The sequence below is a fragment of the Bacteroides sp. 214 genome (genome assembly GCF_010501015.1).
Taxonomy (GTDB): Bacteria; Bacteroidota; Bacteroidia; order Bacteroidales; family Bacteroidaceae; genus Bacteroides.
In genome coordinates this window covers 20,858-44,091 of the sequence record NZ_QVML01000020.1, presented here as the reverse complement: position 1 = coordinate 44,091, position 23,234 = coordinate 20,858, and the positions used below count along the sequence as shown (strand labels likewise).

General features: G+C 43.1%; 22 protein-coding genes and 2 tRNA genes. 10 read left to right on the top strand and 14 right to left on the bottom strand.

Going from position 1 to position 23,234, the window contains the following annotated elements; translation table 11 throughout:
- Positions 1–173: 173 nt before the first annotated feature.
- The 4 genes from D0T50_RS12520 to D0T50_RS12505 all read right to left on the bottom strand — a co-directional run bounded on the left by D0T50_RS12520 (position 174) and on the right by D0T50_RS12505 (position 1,625).
- Positions 174–246: transfer RNA gene (locus D0T50_RS12520), tRNA-Gly, on the bottom strand.
- Positions 247–256: 10 nt separating this feature from the next.
- Positions 257–339 (bottom strand) — tRNA-Tyr (locus D0T50_RS12515).
- 29 nt (positions 340–368) lie between these two features.
- On the bottom strand, positions 369–863 hold the full coding sequence (gene ribH / locus D0T50_RS12510; RefSeq protein ID WP_163223873.1) for a 6,7-dimethyl-8-ribityllumazine synthase: 495 nt from the start codon (positions 861–863) through the stop codon (positions 369–371).
- A gap of 78 nt (positions 864–941) precedes the next feature.
- Positions 942–1,625 carry a tetratricopeptide repeat protein gene (locus D0T50_RS12505; protein ID WP_163223872.1) on the bottom strand — a complete coding sequence of 228 codons (684 nt, stop codon included), beginning with the start codon at positions 1,623–1,625 and terminating at the stop codon, positions 942–944.
- A 162-nt stretch (positions 1,626–1,787) separates the two neighbouring features.
- On the opposite strand from D0T50_RS12505, the gene D0T50_RS12500 reads away from it, so the two are divergent.
- The 5 genes from D0T50_RS12500 (at position 1,788) to D0T50_RS12480 (ending at position 6,858) form a co-directional block, all read left to right on the top strand.
- Positions 1,788–2,909, top strand: a complete 1,122-nt coding sequence (locus D0T50_RS12500) for a DNA replication/repair protein RecF (RefSeq protein WP_163223871.1) — start codon at positions 1,788–1,790, stop codon at positions 2,907–2,909.
- Positions 2,896–3,186, top strand: coding sequence for a DUF721 domain-containing protein (locus D0T50_RS12495; protein ID WP_163223870.1), 291 nt, complete (start codon positions 2,896–2,898; stop codon positions 3,184–3,186). Before D0T50_RS12500 ends, D0T50_RS12495 begins: the two co-directional genes overlap by 14 nt.
- A gap of 235 nt (positions 3,187–3,421) precedes the next feature.
- Positions 3,422–4,543 carry an AraC family transcriptional regulator gene (locus tag D0T50_RS12490; protein WP_203558244.1) on the top strand — a complete coding sequence of 374 codons (1,122 nt, stop codon included), beginning with the start codon at positions 3,422–3,424 and terminating at the stop codon, positions 4,541–4,543.
- Positions 4,544–4,650: 107 nt separating this feature from the next.
- The gene (locus tag D0T50_RS12485; RefSeq protein ID WP_239058268.1) at positions 4,651–4,851 is read left to right on the top strand and encodes a hypothetical protein; all 201 of its coding nucleotides are present in this window, start codon (positions 4,651–4,653) and stop codon (positions 4,849–4,851) included.
- Between the two features lie 18 nt (positions 4,852–4,869).
- On the top strand, positions 4,870–6,858 hold the full coding sequence (locus tag D0T50_RS12480) for a hypothetical protein (protein ID WP_163223867.1): 1,989 nt from the start codon (positions 4,870–4,872) through the stop codon (positions 6,856–6,858).
- A 97-nt stretch (positions 6,859–6,955) separates the two neighbouring features.
- Here the strand turns inward: D0T50_RS12480 and D0T50_RS12475 are convergent, their stop codons facing one another.
- The 8 genes from D0T50_RS12475 to gap form a co-directional block, all read right to left on the bottom strand.
- Complete coding sequence (locus tag D0T50_RS12475) at positions 6,956–8,476, bottom strand: fimbrillin family protein (protein ID WP_163223866.1); 1,521 nt, start codon at positions 8,474–8,476, stop codon at positions 6,956–6,958.
- A gap of 15 nt (positions 8,477–8,491) precedes the next feature.
- Positions 8,492–8,698 carry a hypothetical protein gene (locus D0T50_RS12470; protein ID WP_163223865.1) on the bottom strand — a complete coding sequence of 69 codons (207 nt, stop codon included), beginning with the start codon at positions 8,696–8,698 and terminating at the stop codon, positions 8,492–8,494.
- A 19-nt stretch (positions 8,699–8,717) separates the two neighbouring features.
- On the bottom strand, positions 8,718–9,257 hold the full coding sequence (locus tag D0T50_RS12465; protein ID WP_163223864.1) for a 5-formyltetrahydrofolate cyclo-ligase: 540 nt from the start codon (positions 9,255–9,257) through the stop codon (positions 8,718–8,720).
- A complete protein-coding gene (locus D0T50_RS12460; RefSeq protein WP_163223863.1) occupies positions 9,169–10,914 on the bottom strand; it encodes a S41 family peptidase in 1,746 nt (581 codons plus the stop codon). The genes D0T50_RS12465 and D0T50_RS12460 overlap by 89 nt, the downstream gene beginning before the upstream one ends.
- Before the next feature lie 29 nt (positions 10,915–10,943).
- The gene (locus D0T50_RS12455; RefSeq protein WP_163223862.1) at positions 10,944–11,384 is read right to left on the bottom strand and encodes a dCMP deaminase family protein; all 441 of its coding nucleotides are present in this window, start codon (positions 11,382–11,384) and stop codon (positions 10,944–10,946) included.
- A gap of 12 nt (positions 11,385–11,396) precedes the next feature.
- On the bottom strand, positions 11,397–11,888 hold the full coding sequence (locus tag D0T50_RS12450) for a DUF4847 family protein (RefSeq protein ID WP_163223861.1): 492 nt from the start codon (positions 11,886–11,888) through the stop codon (positions 11,397–11,399).
- 3 nt (positions 11,889–11,891) lie between these two features.
- Positions 11,892–13,958, bottom strand: coding sequence for a M3 family metallopeptidase (locus D0T50_RS12445; RefSeq protein ID WP_239058267.1), 2,067 nt, complete (start codon positions 13,956–13,958; stop codon positions 11,892–11,894).
- Positions 13,959–14,599: 641 nt separating this feature from the next.
- Entirely contained in the window at positions 14,600–15,604 is a 1,005-nt protein-coding gene (gap, locus tag D0T50_RS12440; protein WP_163223859.1) for a type I glyceraldehyde-3-phosphate dehydrogenase, read from the bottom strand.
- A 139-nt stretch (positions 15,605–15,743) separates the two neighbouring features.
- Between gap and mscL the strand changes: the two genes are divergently transcribed.
- Positions 15,744–16,187: a large-conductance mechanosensitive channel protein MscL gene (gene mscL / locus D0T50_RS12435; protein ID WP_163223858.1), complete on the top strand. Its 444-nt coding sequence runs from the start codon at positions 15,744–15,746 to the stop codon at positions 16,185–16,187.
- 832 nt (positions 16,188–17,019) lie between these two features.
- On the opposite strand, the gene D0T50_RS13890 is transcribed toward mscL, so the two are convergent.
- A complete protein-coding gene (locus tag D0T50_RS13890; RefSeq protein WP_255490091.1) occupies positions 17,020–17,148 on the bottom strand; it encodes a hypothetical protein in 129 nt (42 codons plus the stop codon).
- A gap of 130 nt (positions 17,149–17,278) precedes the next feature.
- On the opposite strand from D0T50_RS13890, the gene guaA reads away from it, so the two are divergent.
- The 3 genes from guaA (at position 17,279) to D0T50_RS12420 (ending at position 22,577) form a co-directional block, all read left to right on the top strand.
- Entirely contained in the window at positions 17,279–18,802 is a 1,524-nt protein-coding gene (gene guaA / locus D0T50_RS12430) for a glutamine-hydrolyzing GMP synthase (protein ID WP_163223857.1), read from the top strand.
- A 94-nt stretch (positions 18,803–18,896) separates the two neighbouring features.
- Positions 18,897–20,642: a helix-turn-helix domain-containing protein gene (locus D0T50_RS12425; RefSeq protein ID WP_163223856.1), complete on the top strand. Its 1,746-nt coding sequence runs from the start codon at positions 18,897–18,899 to the stop codon at positions 20,640–20,642.
- Positions 20,643–20,924: 282 nt separating this feature from the next.
- On the top strand, positions 20,925–22,577 hold the full coding sequence (locus tag D0T50_RS12420; RefSeq protein ID WP_203558243.1) for a helix-turn-helix domain-containing protein: 1,653 nt from the start codon (positions 20,925–20,927) through the stop codon (positions 22,575–22,577).
- Positions 22,578–22,732: 155 nt separating this feature from the next.
- On the opposite strand, the gene D0T50_RS12415 is transcribed toward D0T50_RS12420, so the two are convergent.
- Positions 22,733–22,915 carry a hypothetical protein gene (locus D0T50_RS12415; protein ID WP_163223854.1) on the bottom strand — a complete coding sequence of 61 codons (183 nt, stop codon included), beginning with the start codon at positions 22,913–22,915 and terminating at the stop codon, positions 22,733–22,735.
- Positions 22,916–22,927: 12 nt separating this feature from the next.
- Between D0T50_RS12415 and D0T50_RS12410 the strand changes: the two genes are divergently transcribed.
- Positions 22,928–23,203, top strand: coding sequence for a hypothetical protein (locus tag D0T50_RS12410; protein WP_163223853.1), 276 nt, complete (start codon positions 22,928–22,930; stop codon positions 23,201–23,203).
- The last annotated feature ends 31 nt before the right edge of the window (positions 23,204–23,234 follow it).

Here is a 23,234-nt window from a genome sequence, read left to right as displayed (position 1 = left end):
AGCACAGTTCAGAGGAGTAAGGGAAAGGGAATTCTTTATATACAGGCTGACAAATATTTATGCATAAAAATAAAATCCCTCAGGTTTTTACGTTGATCCCATAAAAATAAAATCCCTCAGGTTTTTACGTTGATCCCAAAAAAAGAGAACCTTTTAGAGGTTCTCTTTTGTAGAGCGGAAGACGGGGCTCAAACCCGCGACCCTCAGCTTGGAAGGCTAATGCTCTATCAACTGAGCTACTTCCGCATCTTTTGTGTGGGCAGTGATGGATTCGAACCACCGTAAGCGTAAGCTATCTGAGTTACAGTCAGACCCATTTGGCCACTCTGGTAACTGCCCTTTTTTGAAAATGCAGTGCAAAGATACAATTATTTCTGCAAACTCCAAGCGAAATCTATCATTTTTATTGCAGTAATAGCACATTCATCTCCTTTATTTCCAAGTTTACCACCACTTCTGTCTTCTGCTTGTTCCATTGTATTGGTGGTAATTAGGCCGAAAATAACAGGAATTCCACTTGTTACATTAAGTGTTGTTATTCCTTGTGTAACACCGGCACAAACATAGTCGAAATGGGGAGTGTCTCCTTTTATCACACAGCCCAATGCAATAACAGCGTCTACGTTACTATTGTCGATAAGCTGGCTGGCACCAAAGGTTAATTCAAAACTTCCCGGTACTGTTTTGATTAGTATGTTTTCCTTCTTCGCACCATGTTTCTCTAATGTTTCTATTGCGCCTTTCAGTAGGTTGCCGGTAATGGCAGGATTCCATTCTGATACAACAATGCCAAAGTGCATATTCGAAGCATCAGGAACCGATGCTAAGTCGTAATCTGAAAGGTTGTGATAAGCTGTTGCCATAGTTGTTTGTTGTTAAAGGAAAAAAGCTACCCTTCCGGAGTAGCTTTTTAACCGCTATATATATAATAAATGTAGTACTTACTTCTTCAGTAATTTCGCTTTCTCAATGTATCTGTCTATATCCATAGCAATGAAACTAGCTGGATATTTATCTTTTACCTGATTGAAAACTTTCAAAGCATCGTCGTTTTTGCCTTGGCTCAAATAAATTTGTCCGGCTTGAACAAGGTATATAGGACTTATTGATGCAGCGTCGGCAGCATTAGCAGCTTTGGTAAGGTAAGCTGTTGCTTTGTCCAATTGATTAAGTTCGGCATAGCAATTACCAATGGCTCCCAAGATAGAAGGAGCAACCATGCGGTCTTTGCCGTTGAATTTATCTAATTCTTTAATTGCTTTTTCAAACTCGTTCAGGTTTTTGTAGCAAAGTCCTGCATAAGCACTTGCCAGCTTACCGGCTTTTGTTCCGCTAAATTGGTCGGCTACTGCCAAGAAACCCAGATTGCCAAGGCTGTCGCCATTTAATGCGAGGTCGTAAGCTTCGTTTTCAAAGTACTCTTGGCTTTTGAAAAGTGCTACTTGTGCTTTTTCTTCGCGAGGTTCCGCATAGAAATTAGTATATAGTAATACAGCAGCAATAATCACTACAATGCCTGTAACAGCTCCGATCAGGAGGTTCTTATTTTTAATAATAAATGCTTCTGATTGAGTGAGCGCTTCCTCAACATTCAATTCTGCTTTTGGGTTCTTTTTATCAGCCATTTCTCTTTACTATCTTTTAGATGTTCTTATTCCTTATAATTCGGTCAGCAAAAGTAGTTTATTTCTAAATATAAACGAAATTTGAAAGGATATTTTTTCGTTTCATACCTTAAAACCACGAAATCTTGCTACTTTTGCAACATTCAACCACACTTCTCGAAAATGATATTACGCCGCGTATCTATACTTAATTACAAAAACCTTGAGCAAGTAGAGCTAAATCTTTCTGCCAAGATGAACTGTTTCTTTGGACTGAATGGTATGGGAAAGACCAATCTGCTGGATGCCGTTTATTTTCTCTCTTTTTGTAAAAGCGCGGGAAATCCTATTGATTCACAAAATATCCGTCATGGTCAGGAATTCTTTATGCTGCAAGGGTTCTATGAAACCGAAGATGGTACGCCCGAAGAAATCTACTGTGGCTTGAAGCATAAGCAGAAAAAACAATTCAAACGGAATAAGAAAGAATACCCCCGACTGTCCGAACATATCGGATTTATTCCATTGGTGATGGTGTCGCCCGCCGACTCGGACTTGATTGCGGGTGGAAGTGATGGACGCCGCAAATTTATGGATGTGGTTATATCGCAATACGATAAAGAATATCTTGATGCGTTGATACGATATAATAAAGCATTGCAACAACGCAATACCTTATTAAAAAGCGATGTGCCGGTTGACGAAGAACTCTTTCTTGTATGGGAAGAGATGATGGCGCAAACCGGCGAAGTGGTTTATCGTAAACGTAATGCTTTTATCAGCGAATTTATCCCAATCTTTCAGCAGTTCTATTCATTGATTTCGCAAGATAGCGAGCGGGTAGGCTTGTCTTACGAATCTCATGCGAATAGGGGTTCGCTGTTGCAGACTATTAAAGAGAGTCGCGACCGCGATCGGATAGTGGGGCACTCGCTATGTGGTATTCATAAAGACGAACTGAATATGCTTATTGGCGATTACGCCATCAAGCGCGAAGGTTCGCAAGGGCAAAACAAGACCTACCTCGTGGCACTGAAATTGGCACAATTCGATTTCCTTAAACGTACAGGATTGACTACACCATTGTTGTTGTTGGACGATATTTTCGATAAGTTGGATGCTTCGCGTGTAGAGCAAATAATGAAGCTGGTGTCCAACAATCGCTTTGGGCAAATTTTTATTACAGACACCAACCGCGAACATTTAGATGAGATATTGTATCGCGTGGGGAGTGATTACAAAATATTTCAGGTAAACAACGGAGCGATTTCCGAAATAAATGAAAGTAGCAATGAGACGAAGTAAAGCAGAATCTATAGGATTGTTGATTCAAAAATTTCTAAGACAGGAGAGTCTGGAAGGTCCACTCAACGAGAAACGATTGATTGATTCGTGGAGTACGGTGCTTGGGCCGGCTATCGCTTCGTATACAAAGGAACTTTACATCAAAAATCAAACGCTTTATGTTCATTTGAGTTCTGCCGCCCTGCGCCAGGAGCTGATGATGGGGCGCGAGTTGCTGGTGCGCAATCTGAACAAAGAAGTAGGGGCTACTGTTATTACAAATATCGTTTTTCGCTGATTATATCCCATTATTCGTTGTTATTTTGTTGGCGTGTTAATTGGATTTGTCAATCGGTTAAATCACGAGGAGTAATATTATTTATCTTTGTCGTTTCATTAACGCAACCCATGATTAACCCTTGTTTTTTATGCTAAGGTTCATTTCTATATTAATGCCATCTGCCATCTGCCTGTTTTGGCTATTGTACTTTTTCTTGAGAAGAAAAACAAACACCCGCTCGCAAAACATCTGGATGGTAACTACCGTTTTAATGACCATCTCCATGAGCATCACCGCATACTACTGGTTTTGCGATGGCAACTACAGCCTTTATTATAAACTGGATATCCTCCATCTTTTTATCTCGCTTCTTTTCATCCCTGCTATATATTTATATTTCAGGGAGGTGACGGGCGATAATGAGCGATTGTCACCCTTAAAGGTAGGGTTGCTTCTTTTTCCTGCTGTGTGGATTGGTGGCATGACGCTTGCTTTTTATCTGCTCCTGGGCGAAGAACACTCCACGCTTTATACAAAAGCCATGATGGAGAGTTATGGAAATGTATCGCCCGATGAACTTCCTTACCGCACGCTCCTGCTTATTTCTAACGAATACGTATATAGTCTGTTCCTGTTTCTGCAGGCGGTTATAGTGTTTGTATATGCCGGGCGACGGTTGCTGTCCTATCGCAAGCGGTTGGACGATTTCTTCTCCGATGCAGATGACAAAGACATGCACCATCATTGGGCGGTGTGGTATGGAATACTGGCGCTGCTGTTGCTTACGCTTATCGTTGCTGCAGCCGGATATCTGCTCTACATCGAATACGATATTTGGGTCTCTGTCGTGGGGATTTTAATGGCAATTATCTGTTATTACACATCCTACCATGTATGCTTCTCGCAATACACAGCCGAGAGTTTTGCGCGAGAGTTAAAGCAAGCCGACAACGAAGCCCTGGAGAAAGGATACGGCGCTCCCGAAAACAAAGAGACACCCGAGGGCGAAGCCGGTGCCGAAGGTGGCACTATCCGCACAAAGCTGCTGCCCAAATTCAACCAGATTGTTGATGAAGAAAAAATATTCCTGCAAAAAAAGGTCAAGGTAGACGATATAGCTCGCCTGGCCTATACAAACCGCACCTACATTTCGCGCATACTGAAAGAGGAGTTTCATACCAGCTTCGGCGAATTTATTAAACACAAGCGCATAGAATATGCCAAAGAACAGCTGTTGCTCAACAGCAAAATATCTCAGGAAGAGCTATCCGAAGCGTGCGGATTTACACACAGCTCTGCCTTTAGCCGCGCATTCAGGCAATGCGAAGGGATGACACTTACCGAGTGGCGCCGAAAACAAACAAGCGCCGAATAGTCACTTTTTTTTAATCAGTTAATTCCTTTTGCGAACCCGTTAAACCACATGGGGCGCATCCGCCGTATCTTTGCGCGTCTATAATTATTAACAAATTGAAAAGATCAATGAAACAAATTTATCAATCTCCGCGCATCGAACTAATCGGCGTGGAAAACGAAGGCGTAATGGCCACAAGTGGTGGTACTGGTATTTCCGACATCGAAAGTGGCGGAGGCATCTACCAAAGTACATCTACCGGTAGCGGAACAACAACCCATTCGTCGAGCGAACTGGAAGATTTAATCAACGATTTACTAACCTATTAATAAAGGAGGAAACACGCAATGAAAAAGAACAAACTATTTGTGCAATTGCTGGCACTAATCTCCCTTATTACTTTCCAAGTGGCTTGTAGCGACGAAGATGTATTTGTAGAAACCCCACAGAACAACAAACTTACCATACGTGCCAGTATGCCCCAAGAGGTAGAAACACGCATGGCCTATACCAATACTTACGATGAAAACGGCGGCGAGAAGCTGGAATTGAAATGGGAGGTTGGCGATGAATTTTATATATATCAAGCTACTACAAAGAAAGCAACCTTTAAGATAGAGAATGCAGAAGCTATTTCCGATGATGGTAAAAGTGCCTCCTTTACATACACAGGCGATGGTGATATTCCTGCCATAGCAGGTGGAGTGGCCTATTTTTCTAAAGAACCGGAAATTGTTTTTGGCCAGTTGGATGTTCTTGTTCCAACCCAACAATCCGCCAACGATTCCAGATTGTTTGGAAATGAAGGAAAATTGCCGATGAGAGCCATGGGTATTAATATAGGTGCGGGGGCTGCATCGGTTCCAGATATTACTTTTGGGCACATGGCTTATGTTTTAAAGTTCTCCTTTCGGCTTCCTGCGGTTACAGGTGCAAGGCTAAATCCTACAACTGTTGAATTAGCGGCCCAAAACAATGTTTTGTTGATAAATAATAATGTAGTTAAAAATAAATCTGTATTTACCCTGGCCGATTATGACTTAGGAAATGCTGCGACAAGCTTTGATGTTTATATTCCTCTTTTTAGTACTAACCAGGGATTTGGTTCTTATTTAATAGTAACTTTAAAAAGCGGTGAAACTGAAATTGGAAAATTTTCAGCAACACCCGTTGTAAGCACCCCATTCCAAGCCGGGAAAATGTACACCGCCACGATTGCATTTAATTCAGAAGGCGTAGGTGCGCCTGTGCAAACATCCGAGTTCGACAACACAGTGGCTGCCATGACCGACTTTACAAGCGTAGAATACGGCGGCGGCGATGGAAGCACAGAAGCTACCGCCATCGAAATCGGCTCGGCCCAGCAACTTAAAAAGTTGATTAACGAAGTCCAGAATTGGGAAGATTATGCCGGGAAATTCTTCAAACTAACCACCGACATCCATGTAACAGCAAATACTTGGACTCCTCTGGGTGATTACGATCATGCGTTTTTGGGAAATTTCGATGGAAACGGACACAGCATAACCGGAACATTGAACCTTTCAGATGATAACTCCGGCTTTTTTGGAAGTATCAACCAAAATACGTCTGACATGGTAATTAAGAACCTCACCGTTGCGGCTAATGTAACATCAAGCAATAACCAAATTGGTGGAATAGTGGGTATTATAAACTTAAGAGACAACAGTGTAACAATAGAGAATTGCCATTTCTCAGGAAACTTAACAGCGGGATGTATAGCAGGAGGTATTTTAGGACGTTTCAATGTAATTTCTTCAACCGTGGGCGAACTTGTTATTAAAAACTGTACCTCGCGCGGCAGCATTGTTGCCAATAGTGCTGGACAAGCCTACGATGGCTTAGGCGGCATTGTGGGTCAGTTCAGTGGTAGTAATGATAAAGGCTCAATCAGCAACTGCAAGAATTACGCCACAGTAACCGGAATAAATGCGATTGACGGACGTGTAGGTGGCATTCTGGGTGGTATGGGTGTAGGTAAAATATCCGATTGCGTTAACTACGGAAAAGTAGATGCTATTGCAGGTGTAGGTGGCATTCTGGGTGATCTTTCTTATGACGATAGTACACTCGAAAGAAACGAGAACCATGGAACTATAGGAAATGCAAACGCTACTCAAGTAGGTGGCATTGTTGGCTTTGCTGATACATACACTATTACTTTTAACGGCAACGTTAGCCATTCAAGCAAAATATATGGTAAATCGTATGTTGGTGGGCTTGGAGGTAATTGCTTGAGTGATTTTAACGCCAGCAATACAAACAATTCCGGCTTGGATCCCATAGGCTCCAACAACAAAGGCAACCAGCCTTAATGTGATTACACCAATAAACCAAAAAGAAAGGTGTCGAACTGAATTCGACACCTTTCTTTTTGTGTTGCGCGCTTGCGCATCCCCATTGCGGCTAAAGCTATAGATTAGCTCCTATAGGAGGACTGCAAAGACTATTGCACACACTGATAATAGGAGTTGAATTCCAAATGGCACCAATTAACCCTCCTGTGGTTATTCCCTTGAGTGTACAAGTATTGTTGTTATTGTTTGCGAAGGTACTAGATTTTGCGTTATAATCATCAATTGACCCACAAATTCCTCCTACATACTGTGCGCTTTCTCCTCCTATAGACCCGGAGAAAGAACAATTGCTAATAGTACTACCGTTTGATTGGCCAATTATACCCCCGATGTTTTCGGCATCAGCACGTTCATTTACTATATCCGCGGTAACGTGTAGCCCCGTTATTTCACTTTGAGAAGACCGGCCTATAAACCCAAAGTAGTAGTCATAAGCTTTATTGATAAGTCGCCCACTTACAATATGATTGTTTCCATTTAGATTATGTTCGACAAGTCCAGTATATTCTCCAATCATATATACAGCTTTCCATTCACTGGCCGTTACATGGATATCGGTAGTTAGGGTGAATGTTTCTCCGGCAAACGTCATTGGAACGGTTTCCATTACGTACTTTAAATCGGCTGCCGATTTTATTTGGTTATTATCCAAATTCATACTCGCAATTAAACCCCCGTGATACACCGTGTGGCTGATATCGACTAAGTCGGTGTTTTTTACTTTAGCATGATATATTTTTCCTGCCGTAAAGCTCCACGTCTCAAAGGCTATGTCTTTTTTATAGGCCGAATGATCCGTGCAATATATTTCTATGCTCAATCCCCCCTTCAGTGTGGTAGGCAGAACGGCCATGTAGGCGGTAAACTGGTTCGAGTTTACGTCGGTAAGCGTCATAGAGGTGGTGTGGCTCACGCGTCGCAATGCACCATTCACCCCCTTATTGATGACGAAACCATACGGGCTTGCATCGTACGGGTCGCTTTCGCGGGTTTTTAGTTGCAACTCGCCGGGCGTTTTACCAGCGGGCAGTGTTACCTCTATGCGGAATATGGCTATTCCGTGCTGGAAGCTAAGGGTTGATTCTTCGAGATCGGTGCTTGTAATTTCTTGAGTCAATGTCATGAAATTATAATCGGAGAGATGCGCGGTAGAGGCATTTCCGTTTTGTTCCTGCCCGCTCATGTCGAATTCGCACTCGCTCCAAGTCTTTCCGGTTGCTTTGGCGGCCGGGTAAAAGGCATTAAATGTAGCGCCGGCAGGCTGCGTACCCGAGAACTTAGCTGTATTACCACCGCCATTGCCTTGGATGGTAAATGTTTTTCCATCAGTGGCACTGTTGCTATGGGTGTCGATTACATAAAAAGCATCGTTGGCACTCCATGCAATATCCATGGTTCCACCAACTTGATAATCGTATGCCAACCGGGTTTCGTTCAACGATCCCTGCGCTGCGCTGATTGTAATTTGGCGGCCATCCGTCGGGGAATCCTGCAGGGTTTCGTTGTCGTTGCTGCATCCGGTCAATAGCAAGAGGGCTGCCACCGGCAGCGCGTAGTAACTGATATTCTTTTTCATACGGCTTGTTGTTTTTTAGTAGGTTAATACATCGTTAATCAAGTCTTCCAGTTCTTGCCTGGTCGAGCTGTTGTGTGTGTTTGTACTACGGGTGCTGTTTGCGCCTATACCTCCTCCATTGCCATAACCGCCGGGCAGTTGTCCGCCGGGGCTATTGGCCATTACACCTTCATTCTCCACGTTGATGATTTCAACCTGTGGCTTTTCATAAATTGTTTTCATGTTTATTGTTTTTAGATTGTTAGAAATTATATTGAATTATCTCGTCCATCCTCGCATCAAACTCCTCGGTGGGCACCTCCTCCACCAGCTGAAAGGGGAAACATACTCCTATTTTGTAGGCATTGAGCTGGGGCAAGATGCGGTCGTAGTATCCTTTTCCCCGTCCCAAGCGGCGGCCCGCGCGGTCGAAGGCTACGCCGGGAATGATGATCAGGTCTATTTCGTGATACGCTTGGAAGGTTTCGCCCGCCGGCTCGGGGATGCCGTAGGCACCTGTGCGCAGGCTATGGGCACCGGTGTATCTGCGCAGTTCCAGCTCGTTGCCCACGATGGCGGGTAGGAGGATGGTTTTCTGGCGGGCCCACCTCTCTACGAACTGATGCGTACACACTTCGTCGGGCAAGGAGTAGTAGGCAACAACGACTTTGGCGCGGCAGAAAGCCGGATGCGCCTCCAGCCGTCTCAGCGTCTCATCCGACCAGGCTGTGAGCGTAGAGTCTGAGTGCAGGGACTTCTTCTCTCGTATCTGCTTGCGCAGTTGTTTTTTCTGTTCCTTCATCGGGTAGCGGTTCTATGACGATTTCTTCTGCCGGTGGCTTGGGCAGTGCTTCGCCTTTTTCTAATATTTCGAGTGCCTTCAACACGGTGTTGTCTGTTTGGTTGAAGTACTCAATGTAGGCCTCTTCGCCCAGCATGTTGCGAACAACGTAGCCGTAGAGGTTTCTTTCCAACAGGCGATACGATTTGTTGATGAGGATATTTCTTCTTTTTACCTCTTTTTCGTCGGCATACCTGATAAACTGCATCAACAGATTCTGGCTGGTCAGGTGTTTTACCAATGATTCTGTATCCTCAAATTCAGCGAGTTTTTCGCGATTCTTGTCTGTGTACTGGAAGGTAAACTGATAGGTATATCCATGGTTGATAACTGTGCGCAGGTACGAGGTTATTCCTATGGTGTCTTGCGGAACAAATACGTCGGGCATAATGCCACCGCCACCATAAACTACCCGTCCTAAGCTTGTTTTGAAACGCAGGTTTTCGTTCATCTTAATGCTATCTTCCGAAAAAAATTCGCCATGTTCGTAACGCGTGTACCAGTCGAGCTCGTAGTTCGCGTCTTTCCCGTTTTCGTATGGTTTCTGAATAGAGCGTCCTGCGGGGGTGTAGTAGTTGGCTATGGTCAGGCGAATGGCCGACCCATCATTGAATTCGATAGGTTGTTGTACCAATCCTTTGCCAAACGACCGGCGTCCTACAATGGTGCCGCGGTCGTTATCTTGAATGGCTCCCGCAAAGATTTCGCTTGCCGAGGCAGATAACTCGTCTATAAGTACCACCATGGGTAGTGTCTGGCAGCTTCCGGTTCCGTTGGCATATTTATCGTCGCGGGCATACTTTCGTCCTTGGGTATAAACAATTAGTTTGCCTTCGGACAGGAACTCGTTTACCATGCGGATGGCCGCTTCCATGTATCCTCCTGTGTTTCCACGCAAATCGATGATAACTCCTTGGCAGTTGTTGTGTTTCAGCGAGGCAATGGCACTGAGTAACTCAATGTGTGTGGTACGACCGAACTTGCTGATTTGGATGTAGCCAAATTTATCATCAATCATATAAGCAGCATCTACCGTATGTTGAGGGATGTCACCACGAACAATGGTAAAGGATATGATTTCCTTTTCTGTGCGGCGCTTGATACCCAATTTTACCTCTGTCCCTTTGGGCCCTTTCAGGTTTTTCATAGCGGTTTCGTTGGTTACCTTCTTGCCAACAAACGCACTGTCGTTTACAGCCACGATGCGGTCGCCTGCCATTAAACCTACTTTCTCGGATGGTCCACCCGGTATAACACTATTCACATGGATTGTATCCTGTTGGATAGAGAACTGTATACCTATTCCGCTGAAACTTCCTTCCAACTCAGAGTTTACTGCTTCCAAATCTTTAGCAGGGATGTAGATGGAGTGTGGATCCAGCTCTCCCAGAATTTGTGGCATGGCTTTCTCTATCAGGTCGGTCATGTCTACAGAGTCTACATATTGATCGTCTACAATACGCAACAGGGTGGAAAGTTTGTTTGTGCTTCCGTTGATGATGCCGCTTAATTTGCTGCCGCTATCATTTCGGGCATAGAATGTACCGATAACAATACCTGTTACAATGCTGACGGCTATTATTAAAGGAGTAAAACGAAAAGGGTTTTTGGTTCCCATGTGCTATTCTATTATATGGAGTTTTATATTTATTTGTTTTCTTCGGGATTCAGGAAGACCACTTCGATATTGGCGCGTCGAAGCAATTCAATGCCATCTTCCAACCGGTACTTTTCTGCATATACCATGCGTTTAATGCCCGACTGAATGATTAGCTTAGAACACTCAATGCATGGGGCGGCGGTTACATAAAGCGTTGCCCCATCACTGCTGTTGCTCGACCGGGCTATTTTGGTGATGGCGTTTGCTTCGGCATGCAATACATAGGACTTGGTCGTGTTGGTTTCGTCTTCGCAGATATTCTCGAACCCTGAAGGGGTACCGTTGTATCCGTCGGAGATAATCATTTTGTCCTTTACAATCAGAGCGCCTACTTTTCGGCGTTGGCAATAGGAGTTCTCGGCCCAGATACGTGCCATTCTCATGTAACGCGTATCTAATTCGAACTGCTTCTTTTGTACCGCATTCATACTTGCGTGGGTTTATTCGTTGGTTATATGAAAAAGACAATACCTCACAGCTTTCTCTTCCCTGAAGTAAATAAGGAGATTTTTGCTGTCGCCGCTATATTTGTACGCATTGCTCAATCCCCGGATGAACTTAGTGCCAAGTACATCACTGTCGTTTTCGGCATGTTGGTTTGTGGAGAATTGATGGCTATCGCCATCGGCTTCCCAGGTGCCGGCAATGTTCTTGCTGATGGCGCGTCCGGTAAAGTTACCTTTTATGCTGTTCTTTGTCTCTACACCTTCAAAGGTAATGGTAAAGTTTCCTGCCTTTGCTTTCAGTTGGTAAGATGCCTCGCGGGCATTATCATCGCCTGCCCAGTAATCTACGCGTTTACCTTTCTCGTCCATGATTTCGGTAAGCTTCCAGGTCTTTCCTAAGAATATTTCTCCTACATCATCCGACTCGTCGCAACTGCTTAACAGGGGTAGTAAGCCTAACAATACATAAAAGATTTTGTATTTCATACGTTATTTTTTTATTCCGTTTCTAACCAATAATGCGTCAATGGTAGGCTCTTGCCCACGAAAACGTTTGTATAAAGTCATTGGCGCTTCGGTGTCTCCTTTCGATAAAATATTGTCGCGGAAGGATTGTGCCACCTTTTCGTTGAAGATTCCCTCTTGCTTAAAGAGTGAGAAAGCGTCGGCATCCAATACCTCTGCCCATTTGTATCCATAATAACCAGAGGCGTAACCACCTGCAAAGATGTGCGAGAATTGTACGCTCATGCAAGTTTCCTCTAATGTAGGGAGTAACTGTGTGCTTGCCCAAGCTGCTTTTTCAAACGCTTTTACGTCGCCCTTGAATGGAGTCTTCAGTGTGTGCCAAGCCATGTCCAGATAGCCGAAGCTAAGTTGACGAAGGCATAGGTAGGCTACGTTGAAGTTTTCGCTCTCTTTTAATTTCTGTATTAACTCTACCGGAATAGTTTCGCCGGTTTGGTAATGCTTGGCAAAGGTGTTCAGGAACTCGGGTTCTGTTCCGAAATTCTCCATCAGTTGCGATGGAAGCTCCACGAAATCGCGATATACGTTGGTGCCGCTTTGGCTTTCGTAGTTGGAGTTGGCGAAGATGCCGTGCAATCCGTGACCAAACTCGTGGAGGAAAGTATCTACTTCATCAAAAGTAAGCAATGCCGGTTTATCGGCGGTTGGCTTGGTGAAGTTCATCACTAACGTGATGTGTGGGCGGCTATTCTCTCCTGTTTCCTGGTCAATCCATTGTTCTTTGTACGCACTCATCCAAGCGCCCGAGCGTTTTCCGGCACGTGGGTGGAAGTCTGTATAGAGTACGGCAAGGTATTTGCCATCTTTGTCGAATATTTCGTATGCATCCACATCTTCGTGATATACCTGTATGTCGGTGTTTTTCTTGAACGTAATACCATATAACTTGGTTGCCAATCCAAACACTCCTTCTTTTACTCTGCTTAGTTCAAAGTATGGACGAAGTACCTCCTCGTTAAAGTTAAAATCTTTCTCCATCAACTTGTTGGCATAGAAGTTCCAGTCCCATGGCATCAGTTCAAAATCCTTGCCTTCCAGTTGTTGTGCCAACTTACGCACGTTCTCTACTTCTTGTTTGGCGGTAGGAGTGTATGCTTTCAATAGTTGGTCGAGCAGGTTATATACATTCTGACTGTTCTCGGCCATTTGTTTGGTCAATACAAAATCGGCATAGTCTGTATAGCCAAGCAGTTGCGCCAATTCCATGCGGTAGTTTACCAGGTTCTCAACAATGCCTTCTGTGTTGGTGGTGTTCTGGTGTGTGCATTTGGTGTTGTACGCCATATATAGTTCCTTGCGCAAATCCCTGTTCTTGGCATAGCGCATGAATGGAATGTAGCTTGGTGCGTCGAGTGTTACTACCCATCCTTCTTCCACACCTTTTTCTTTGGCGGTTTCTTTAGCGGCTTCAATCGCGCCCTCGGGTAGTCCGTCGAGGTCTTCTTTATTTGTTAGGACTAATTTGTAGTTGTTGTTCTCTTCCAGATTATAATCACCGAACTGAAGCGAAAGCATGCTTAGTTTTTCAGATAATTCTCTGTATTTCTCTTTTTGTTCGTCTTGCAGGTTTGCTCCGTTGCGTACAAAACTCTCGTACGAGCTGGTGAGCAAGCGGTCTTGCTCGGCGTTGAGTCCCAACGATTCTTTCTTTTCGTATACAGCTTTTACCTTTTCGAAGAGTTTTTCGTTCAGCGTAATGTTATTGCCATGTTTGCTAAGTATAGGGCTAAGTTCTTTGGCAAGAGCTTGCATTTCGTTGGTGGTTTCGGATGAAAGTATGTTGTGGAAAACATTAGAAACTCTACTTAGTAAGTCGCCCGAGTTCTCTAATGCTAAGATTGTATTCTCAAAAGTAGGCGCTTCTGAGTTACTTGTAATTGCTTTAATCTCAGCTTCTTGTTGTTTTATACCTTCCAGAAATGCTGGTTTGTAATGCTCAATCTTGATAAGATTGAACGGTACGGTTTGATGTGGTGTGTTATAAGATTCAAAGAATGGATTCTTTGCGGTTTCTGTACATGCTGTCATTATACATAAAAGTATTAAAAGTGAAATAAAATGAATTCTTTTCATAGTGAGAGATATTATAATTGTTTTTATTCTTAATATGATTAATACAAAATTAGGTATTTTGTTGATAACTTTATATTTAGCACTTTCTTTTTAACAAAGTATAGTGACTGCATAAGAAACTGTCCTTTTTGCAGCTCAAATAGCCCGCTATTATCGCCTTAAAAAGAAAACAAACAGCCTAAAAATAGCACCAAATGAAAGAACGAGCAAATTCAAAACAGCTTCTTTCTTTTTTTTATAATTATATCTGCAAGCAGAAGGCTGAAAGCCTGACATATTTTGCCTGGGGTAAAACCCCAGGACAGTGACTACAACAAGCAAAGAGTTCTGAAAGAACGGCACTAAAAAGCCAATAGTGTGCTGCTCTTACAGAGCTTGAATTCACGTTGCCGATTCCAAAACCCAGGGCTGTACTCGCTTCGCTCCCTGACCCTGGGCTAAGTATGTCGCGCTGTCAGCGCTTCGACGTCTGATACACCCCCTATAACGAAGCCCGATATTGAGATAGTTAGATAGTTCAGACTTTTGCAAAAAAAAGAGAGTGTATCGTTTTTGACACACCCTCTTTTTCTTTATTATGGTAATCTGTTATTGGATTATCCGTTGATTTTTGCCATGTGAGCAATAAGCTCAAGACATTTGTTTGAGTAACCCCATTCGTTGTCATACCAAGATACAACTTTAACAAATGTTGGAGTCAATTGGATACCTGCTTTAGCATCGAAAATAGAAGTGCGAGCATCACCGATGAAGTCAGAAGATACTACATCGTCTTCAGTGTAACCAAGGATACCTTTCAGTTCGTTTTCAGAAGCTGCTTTCATAGCTGCACAAATCTCAGCATAAGTAGTTTCTTTAGCCAAATTTACAGTAAGGTCAACTACCGATACGTCCAAAGTAGGAACGCGGAAAGACATACCTGTCAATTTACCATTCAATACAGGGATAACTTTACCTACGGCTTTAGCAGCACCTGTAGAAGAAGGGATGATGTTACCAGCAGCAGCACGACCACCTCTCCAGTCTTTCACTGAAGGACCGTCAACTGTTTTTTGAGTAGCTGTTGTAGCGTGAACTGTAGTCATCAAACCATCTGTGATACCGAATTTGTCATTCAATACTTTAGCGATAGGAGCCAAACAGTTAGTAGTACAAGAAGCGTTAGATACGAATTGAGTACCTTTTACATAAGAGTCGAGGTTTACTCCACAAACGAACATTGGGGTGTCGTCTTTAGAAGGAGCAGACATAACTACATATTTAGCACCAGCTTCGATGTGAGCTTGAGCTTTATCTTTAGAAAGGAATAAGCCTGTAGATTCTACTACATATTCTGCGCCTACTTCGTTCCATTTCAAATCGGCTGGGTTTCTTTCTGCTGTAACACGGATAGCTTTTCCGTTTACAATTAACTTACCGTCTTTAGCTTCGGCAGTACCGGTGAAGCGACCGTGAACGGTGTCGTATTTCAACATGTAAACCATGTATTCTACGTCGATAAGGTCATTGATACCTACAATCTCAATGTCATTTCTTGTTTGAGCAGCACGGAATACCAAACGTCCGATACGGCCAAAACCATTAATACCTACTTTAATCATTTTGCTTAAACTTTTAAGGGTTTTGTAATGTTAGTTTATAAAATATGTAGAGATACTGCATATTCAGTTATCAAAAGCGGTGCAAAATTAAGAATTTGTTTTTAATTTTACGCACGATTACTATTAATAATGAAAAAAAATGGGGAAATCTAACTTTTTACAGGAGTTTAAAGCCTTTGCTATGAAAGGCAACGTGATTGACATGGCTGTCGGTGTTATTATCGGTGGTGCGTTTGGAAAAATAGTATCTTCGATTGTAGCCGATATTATTATGCCTCCTATTGGTTTATTGGTAGGCGGTGTAAATTTTACTGATTTGAAATGGGTAATGAAAGCAGCCGAAGTCGCCGAAGATGGAAAAGAGGTGGCAGCAGCTGTAACATTGAACTACGGTAACTTTCTGCAAGTTACGTTCGACTTTCTGATTATTGCCTTCTCCATTTTTATGTTCATCCGTTTGCTGACCAAACTGTCGAAGAAAAAAGAAGAAGAGAAGCCCGCTGCACCAGCACCTCCTCCTGCACCAAGCAAAGAAGAAGTATTGCTGACCGAAATTCGCGATCTCTTAAAAGAGAAAAAATAGCTCTTTATTAGCGCCCTTATGGAAAAGTGCTAAAAAGAACCCAAAAAGGAGAAAAACAACCTCCCCCTTAACCTCTCGGAACCTCCCCACTCATGTCCTCTTTTTTTACGTAAAATAGCAAAAATACGTTAAAACAACCTCAAAAAAATAAATAATTAGGACACGAAACAGGAGGTTTCGAGAGGTTAAAAGGAGGTGTTTTGGCACTAAAAAAAAGAGCACTATATAAGAACGCGCCCGGGCGCCCGCTTTACCCCCTTTAAAGTTTTGTTTTTTGAACCTCTATAGAGGTAGGTAACCACCCTCCGAAAAGAGGCTAAAAAAAGAAATATTATATATATAGTTTAAAGGAAATGCTGTTTAAACGCTGAGTTGCGCGAGTTGCGCGGAGGGTTAGGTGAAATTCATTTTACCACGGAGACACAGGGTTACCAGAGTTTTAGTTACGATGCCGTGTAAAGGGCGCAGCTTGTCCTCCTTTGGAGGAGGTGCCCGAAGGGCGGAGGAGGACGCGGCAGCGGGTTTAGTTAATATCAATTGCCGTCGGTTTTAACCGACGGATCTAGGCAGTCATCACAAGCAATGGCTTTAGCCAAAAGGAGGGGTTTGGCTAAAGCCAATTCAAAAAAACATTTCACAGATCCGGCAGCTAAAGCAGCCGGCAATTGATGCAAAAGAATAGTTAAAGCAACCGGCAATTGATGCAGAGTTGCACGGAGGGTGATTGAGAGACAGCACAGCATCATTTGCAAAATATCCTCCTCCGCCCTTTGGGCACCTCCTCCAAAGGAGGATAGGCTGCGCACCCATGCGGCATCGTAAAACTAAAACTTTAAAACTTAAACCCTCCGCGTAACTCGCGTAACTCAGCGTTTAACCAGAATTCATTTAATCCGTAAAGCATTGCATTATTCCCATAACTCAATGCATTAGCACCATTAAAGCATTGCATTATCTGCATAACTCAATGCATTAGATTTATAGTACTTCTTTTGTAGCTGTACAATTTCTTAAAATAATGATTGTGCAAGGATAAAAAAAGAATATAATCGAGTATATTTGCATCCAAATTCAATACACCTGATATTATTATGCAAGAAAAAATTATCATTCTTGATTTTGGTTCGCAAACCACTCAGCTCATTGGGCGTAGAGTTCGCGAGTTGGATACGTATTGCGAAATCGTTCCTTACAATAAGTTTCCTTTTGGCGACGAAACAGTAAAAGGCGTTATTCTGTCTGGTAGCCCATTCTCCGTTTATGATGAGAATGCGTTCAAGATAGACCTTAGTGAGATACGTAAGAAATATCCTGTTCTGGGAATTTGTTATGGTGCGCAGTACATTGCCTACACTAATGGCGGAAAAGTAGAACCGGCAGGAACACGAGAATATGGACGCGCACACTTAGCCTCTTTCTGTAAAGACAATGTTTTGTTGAAAGGTGTAAAAGATAATTCGCAAGTGTGGATGAGCCATGGCGATACCATTACCACAATTCCCAACAACTTTAAGGCTATTGCCTCTACTGATAAGGTAGCAGTTGCTGCTTATCAAATAGAAGGTGAGCAAGTGTGGGGAGTGCAGTTTCATCCTGAAGTATTCCATTCGGAAGACGGCACCCTAATATTGAAGAACTTTTTGGTAGATGTTTGTGGCTGCAAGCAGGACTGGTCGCCAGCTTCGTTTATCGAAAATACCGTTGCCGAACTCAAGATGCAGTTGGGTAACGACAAAGTAGTGCTTGCCTTGAGTGGTGGTGTTGATTCTTCGGTAGTGGCGGTGTTGCTAAACCGGGCCATTGGCAAGAACCTTACCTGTGTTTTTGTAGATCATGGTCTGCTTCGTAAGAATGAGTTCAAAAACGTGTTGCACGATTACGAATGTCTTGGGCTGAATGTGATTGGAGTAGATGCCAGCGCTCAGTTCTACAAAGCTCTCGAAGGCGTGACCGACCCCGAAGCCAAACGTAAAGTAATAGGCAAAGGATTTATTGATGTGTTCGATGTAGAAGCACACAAACTCAAAGAGGTGAAATGGCTGGCGCAAGGAACCATCTACCCCGACATTATCGAGTCCCTATCCATCACCGGAACCGTTATAAAAAGCCATCACAACGTAGGTGGACTGCCCGATAAGATGAAACTACAGCTGTGCGAACCGCTTCGTCTGCTCTTCAAAGACGAAGTGCGCCGAGTAGGACGCGAGTTGGGAATGCCCGAACATCTAATTACTCGTCACCCCTTCCCTGGACCGGGCTTAGGTGTGCGTATATTGGGTGATATAACACCCGAGAAAGTACGTATCCTGCAAGATGCCGACGATGTATTCATCAGCGCATTGCGCGAGTGGGATTTGTACGACAAAGTATGGCAAGCTGGTGTCATCCTGCTACCCGTGCAATCAGTAGGCGTAATGGGTGATGAACGTACTTACGAGCGGGCTGTAGCGCTTCGCGCGGTAACATCTACCGATGCTATGACAGCAGACTGGGCACATTTGCCTTACGACTTTCTCGGCAAAGTATCTAATGATATAATTAATAAGGTAAAAGGAGTAAATCGTGTAACCTACGATATAAGTTCTAAACCACCTGCTACAATCGAGTGGGAATAAAGAAAAGAAATAACATTAGCCTCAATTTTTTTTGAAAGATTGAGGCTTTTTTTATACATTTACGTCCCAAAGACAAATAATTATTAAACAACTTATGTGTACATTAAAGCGATTAACGACATTTGCACTTTACGTGCTATTACCTTTCTTCTTTATATATGGTGTAGAACAAAACGAAATTGATAGCCTGAGACAAGTAGCGCAAACCTCCGAAGGCACTAAAAAGCTGGAAGTTTACGCCTCCATATACACCATCGCGGTGCATGGCGACGATATGCAGGCCGAACTAAATGCTATTGACGACCTCGAAAAGGAGAGCCGCCGGCAGGGAAACCTGATGTATGAAGCATTCGCCCTCCTGGCACGCTCGCTATGCTACTCCAACTATAACGAGTACCAACTCTTCTACAACTCCCTGCCCGAGGCATTTCGCTTCTTCCAAGAAAACAACCTTACGGAACGCTACAACAGCCTTGTGCGCATAGAAATAGACACCTACTTTCGCGACAATAAACCCCAGAAAGCACTGCAAAGATGCCAAGACATGTACCAAGAAGCTAAACAAACAGGCACGCCCGAAACACAAGCCCTTGCCGCCTACAGCTTCGGCATGTGCTACCGCATGCAAGGACTACACGAACAAAGCGAACCCTTCTTCGTGGAAAGCATCCAAACCGCAAAGCAAATAGAAAACCTCGAACAGAAAGTATCCTATCAAGACCCGGCATACAGAATGCTCGTCTCCTATCTTATCTCAAGAAAAAGAGGAGAAGAATCCCTGACCTATCTAAAAGAATGGAACGAACTACTGGCCGAAGAAAAACGCGCCATTATAGAAAAATCGGGAAACCTATCGGCCAACACAGGCAACCAATTCAATTGCGACCTCATGATGATAGAAACACTGGGACTGTTAGGAAGATACGAAGAAGCCGAACAATACATCGAAAGAGCCGAACACTTCGTGGAAGGCAAGCAAGACTTAGTACAAGAAAACCTGAACGATGCAAAGCTCAGCTTCTATAACTATAAAGAAGACTACGAAAAAGTACTGGAACTCTCAGAACTCTGTCTCCAGTTTTATAGAAGATGGCCCGATGGCTTTCAGGAAATACACCGGCTGGTAGACTTCAAAAAACGCGCGCTGCTGAAACTATCCCGATACAAGGAAGCCTGCGAGGCATACGAAGAGCTAGCCATACTCACCGACTCAATAACAACAGTCGACAACCTGCAACAACTCAACGAACTGCGCACGGTTTACGAACTCGATAAAATCGTAGCCGAGAAAGAACGCCAGTGCTTACAGCTTATCATCTCGGTAGGAGGCTCCTTGCTGCTGCTGCTGGCATTGCTCGTCTACATCTTCTATTCGCACAAGCTGAAGAAGAGAAACCTGGCACTGTATAAACAAATTCAGGAGATAGCCCGCATAGAGGCAGAAGCCAACCAAGCCTTTGCCCACATCCCCAAAGAAGAACTTACACGCGAAATGAAACTATACATAGAGCTTACCGAGGTGATGCAAACCCAGAAACTATTCATCAATTCTGATATAGACCGCAAGAAACTGGCAGATACACTTGGCACCAACGAGGTATATCTGGCAAACGCAATCAGAGAAGGCTGTGGCGAAACATTCTCTTCTTACATAGCCAAGCTACGTTTGCAATACGCCTTAGAACTGCTCACCAATAATCCGGAACTAACATTGGATGCTATTGCCGTAGAGTCGGGGCACGCTTCTTACTCTCCATTCTTCCGCGGATTTAGTAAGCAATATGGCATGAACCCGTCCGAGTATCGTAAGTTCTCCGCAATGAAGAAATCCGTTCGCTAGAAAATGGGGTTCACTTACACTAAAAGTGAAATCTGTTTCTTATAAAAGTGCACTTTTTTAGTCAAGTGACGGAGATAAAATAATCGAGGGGAAATAAAGTAAAGAAAAGGATTAGTCTTAATTTTTTTTGAAAGATTGAGGCTTTTATATACATTTACAGCCCAAAGATAAATAATTATTAAACAACTTATGTGTACATTGAAACGCTCCGCCCTATTTGCACTCTGTGTATTATTCCCTTTCCTTTTTATAAATAGCGTAGAACAAAACAAAATTGATAGCTTGAGACAAGTAGCACAAAGCTCCGAAGGTATTGAAAAACTGGATGCTTACAAACTTATATATTCCATCGTGGTGCATGGTGATGTAATGCAGGACGAACTAAATGCTATTGACGATCTCGAAAGGGAGAGCCGCCGTCAGGGAAATCTGAAATATGAAGCGCTTGCTATCCTTGCCCGTGCTGTATGCTACTCAAACTATAGCGAATATGGAATGTTCTACAAATCGTTGCCCGAGGCGTTTCGTTTCTTCAAAGAAAACAGCTTTATGGAGCGCTATAACTATCTGGCTCGATTGGAAATAGATATTTGTCTTCTTGACAATAAGCCCGAAAAGGCGCTTCAAAGATGCAAGGAGATATATGAAGATGCTAAACAGATGGGTTCACTCGAGACACAAGCGCTCGCCTCCTATAGCTTTGGTATGTGCTATCGTATGCAAAGTCTTCACGAGCAGAGTGAAGCCTTTTTTAAAGAAACCATCCAAACCGCAAAGCAAATAGAAAGCCTTGATCGTAGGATGGAGCATATGAACCCTACGTACAGAATGCTTGTTTCTTACCTCATCACAAGAGAAAGAGCGGAAGAGGCGTTAGCGTATATAGCTGATTGGAATGAACTCTTAGCTGAAGATAAACGTGTGGCTTTAGAGCAAACAGGAATGGCATTTGTTAATGCGGGTAATCAGTTTTATTCCGACCTCAATATGATTAGAGCATTGGGGCAGTTGAAGAGGTTTGAAGAAGCCGAGTATTATATAAGAAGAGCCGAGGATTTTGCGGAGGGTAATCAAGAACTGATACAGGAAAATCTGAATGATGCAAAATTGAGCTTCTATTATAATAAAAGAGAAGATGAAAAAGTATTGGAGTTGGCAGAGTTATGTCTTCAATTTCATAGAAGATGGCCCGAGGCTTTTCAAGATATACACAGACTTGTTGATTTCAAGAAACGCGCGTTGCTGAACTTGTCGAGATTTCAAGAAGCCTGCGTGGCATACGAAGAACTTCTTATCCTTAACGACTCAATAACAACAGTCGATAATCTGCAACAGCTGAACGAACTGCGAACGGTTTATGAGTTTGATAAAATAGTAGCCGAGAAAGAACGGAATCGCTTACTGCTTATCATCTCAATAGGAGGAACTTTATTGTTGCTTTTGGCTTTGTTTGTCTACATCCTTTATTCGTGTAAGCTGAAAAAGAGAAACTTGGCATTGTATAAACAAATTCAGGAAATAACCCGTATGGAAGCAGAAGCAAATCAAACTTTTGCTCATATCCCCAAAGAAGAACTTACGCGCGAAATGAAACTATATGTGGAACTTACAGAGTTGATGCAAACCCAGAAACTATTTGTAGATTCCGATATAGATCGCAAGAAACTTGCGGATGCCCTTAGCACCAACGAGATATATCTGGCAAATGCAATCAGAGAGGGTTGTGGCGAAACATTCTCTTCTTATATTGCCAAACTTCGTTTGCAATATGCTTTAGAACTTCTCACGAATAGTCCGGAGTTAACGTTAGATGCTATTGCCGTAGAGTCGGGGCATGCTTCTTACTCTCCATTCTTTCGCGGATTTAGTAAGCAATACGGCATGAGCCCGTCCGAGTATCGTAAGTTCTCTGCCACAAAGAGGGTAGAGACCTAAAAACAGTTTCTTATATTCTTATTCTCTTCTCCGCCTATGGATGAGCGACTATGAGCCATAGTCTCATGCTCCGTCAGCCATAGTCTCACGACTCGTGCGCCTATGGACGAAGAGTGATGCGCTTATGGCTGACGATCGCTGAACTTATGGACTATTTACTTTTTCAATGTAGGAGAATGAAAACGAACTAACCTACTTTTGCTAACAGACCTCTTTTTTTGGTACAAAACATCCCTTCTTCTGGCACAAAATAGTTCAAAAACACCGATTTCATCGATGTTTTCTGAATCGACAAATTGTTTTTCTGAATTGACAACCCCTTTTTTTTGTTCTTCCATACATTTGCTCGCATGAAGAACAACGCCAGTACAAATCAATTACCTAAGGACAGAATAGCAGGACTTACCTACTGGGTTTATATCGTTCAAAACAATATAACTCATGTGCGACAGGTCTGTTATTCTATTTGCTCTTCCCGGAAAGTAGAGCACTTAGCTCCTTCGCAAACGCTCGTTTATTATCGTTACTTCGACAGGGTAGACGATGCTCTAGGGCATAAACTGCTTTTAGAGTCGCTTTCATATCAGTCATTGACGTGTGTTATTGAAAACGCCAACGTACATTGAATCTATTTGCTTACATTTTTCGAACTATATA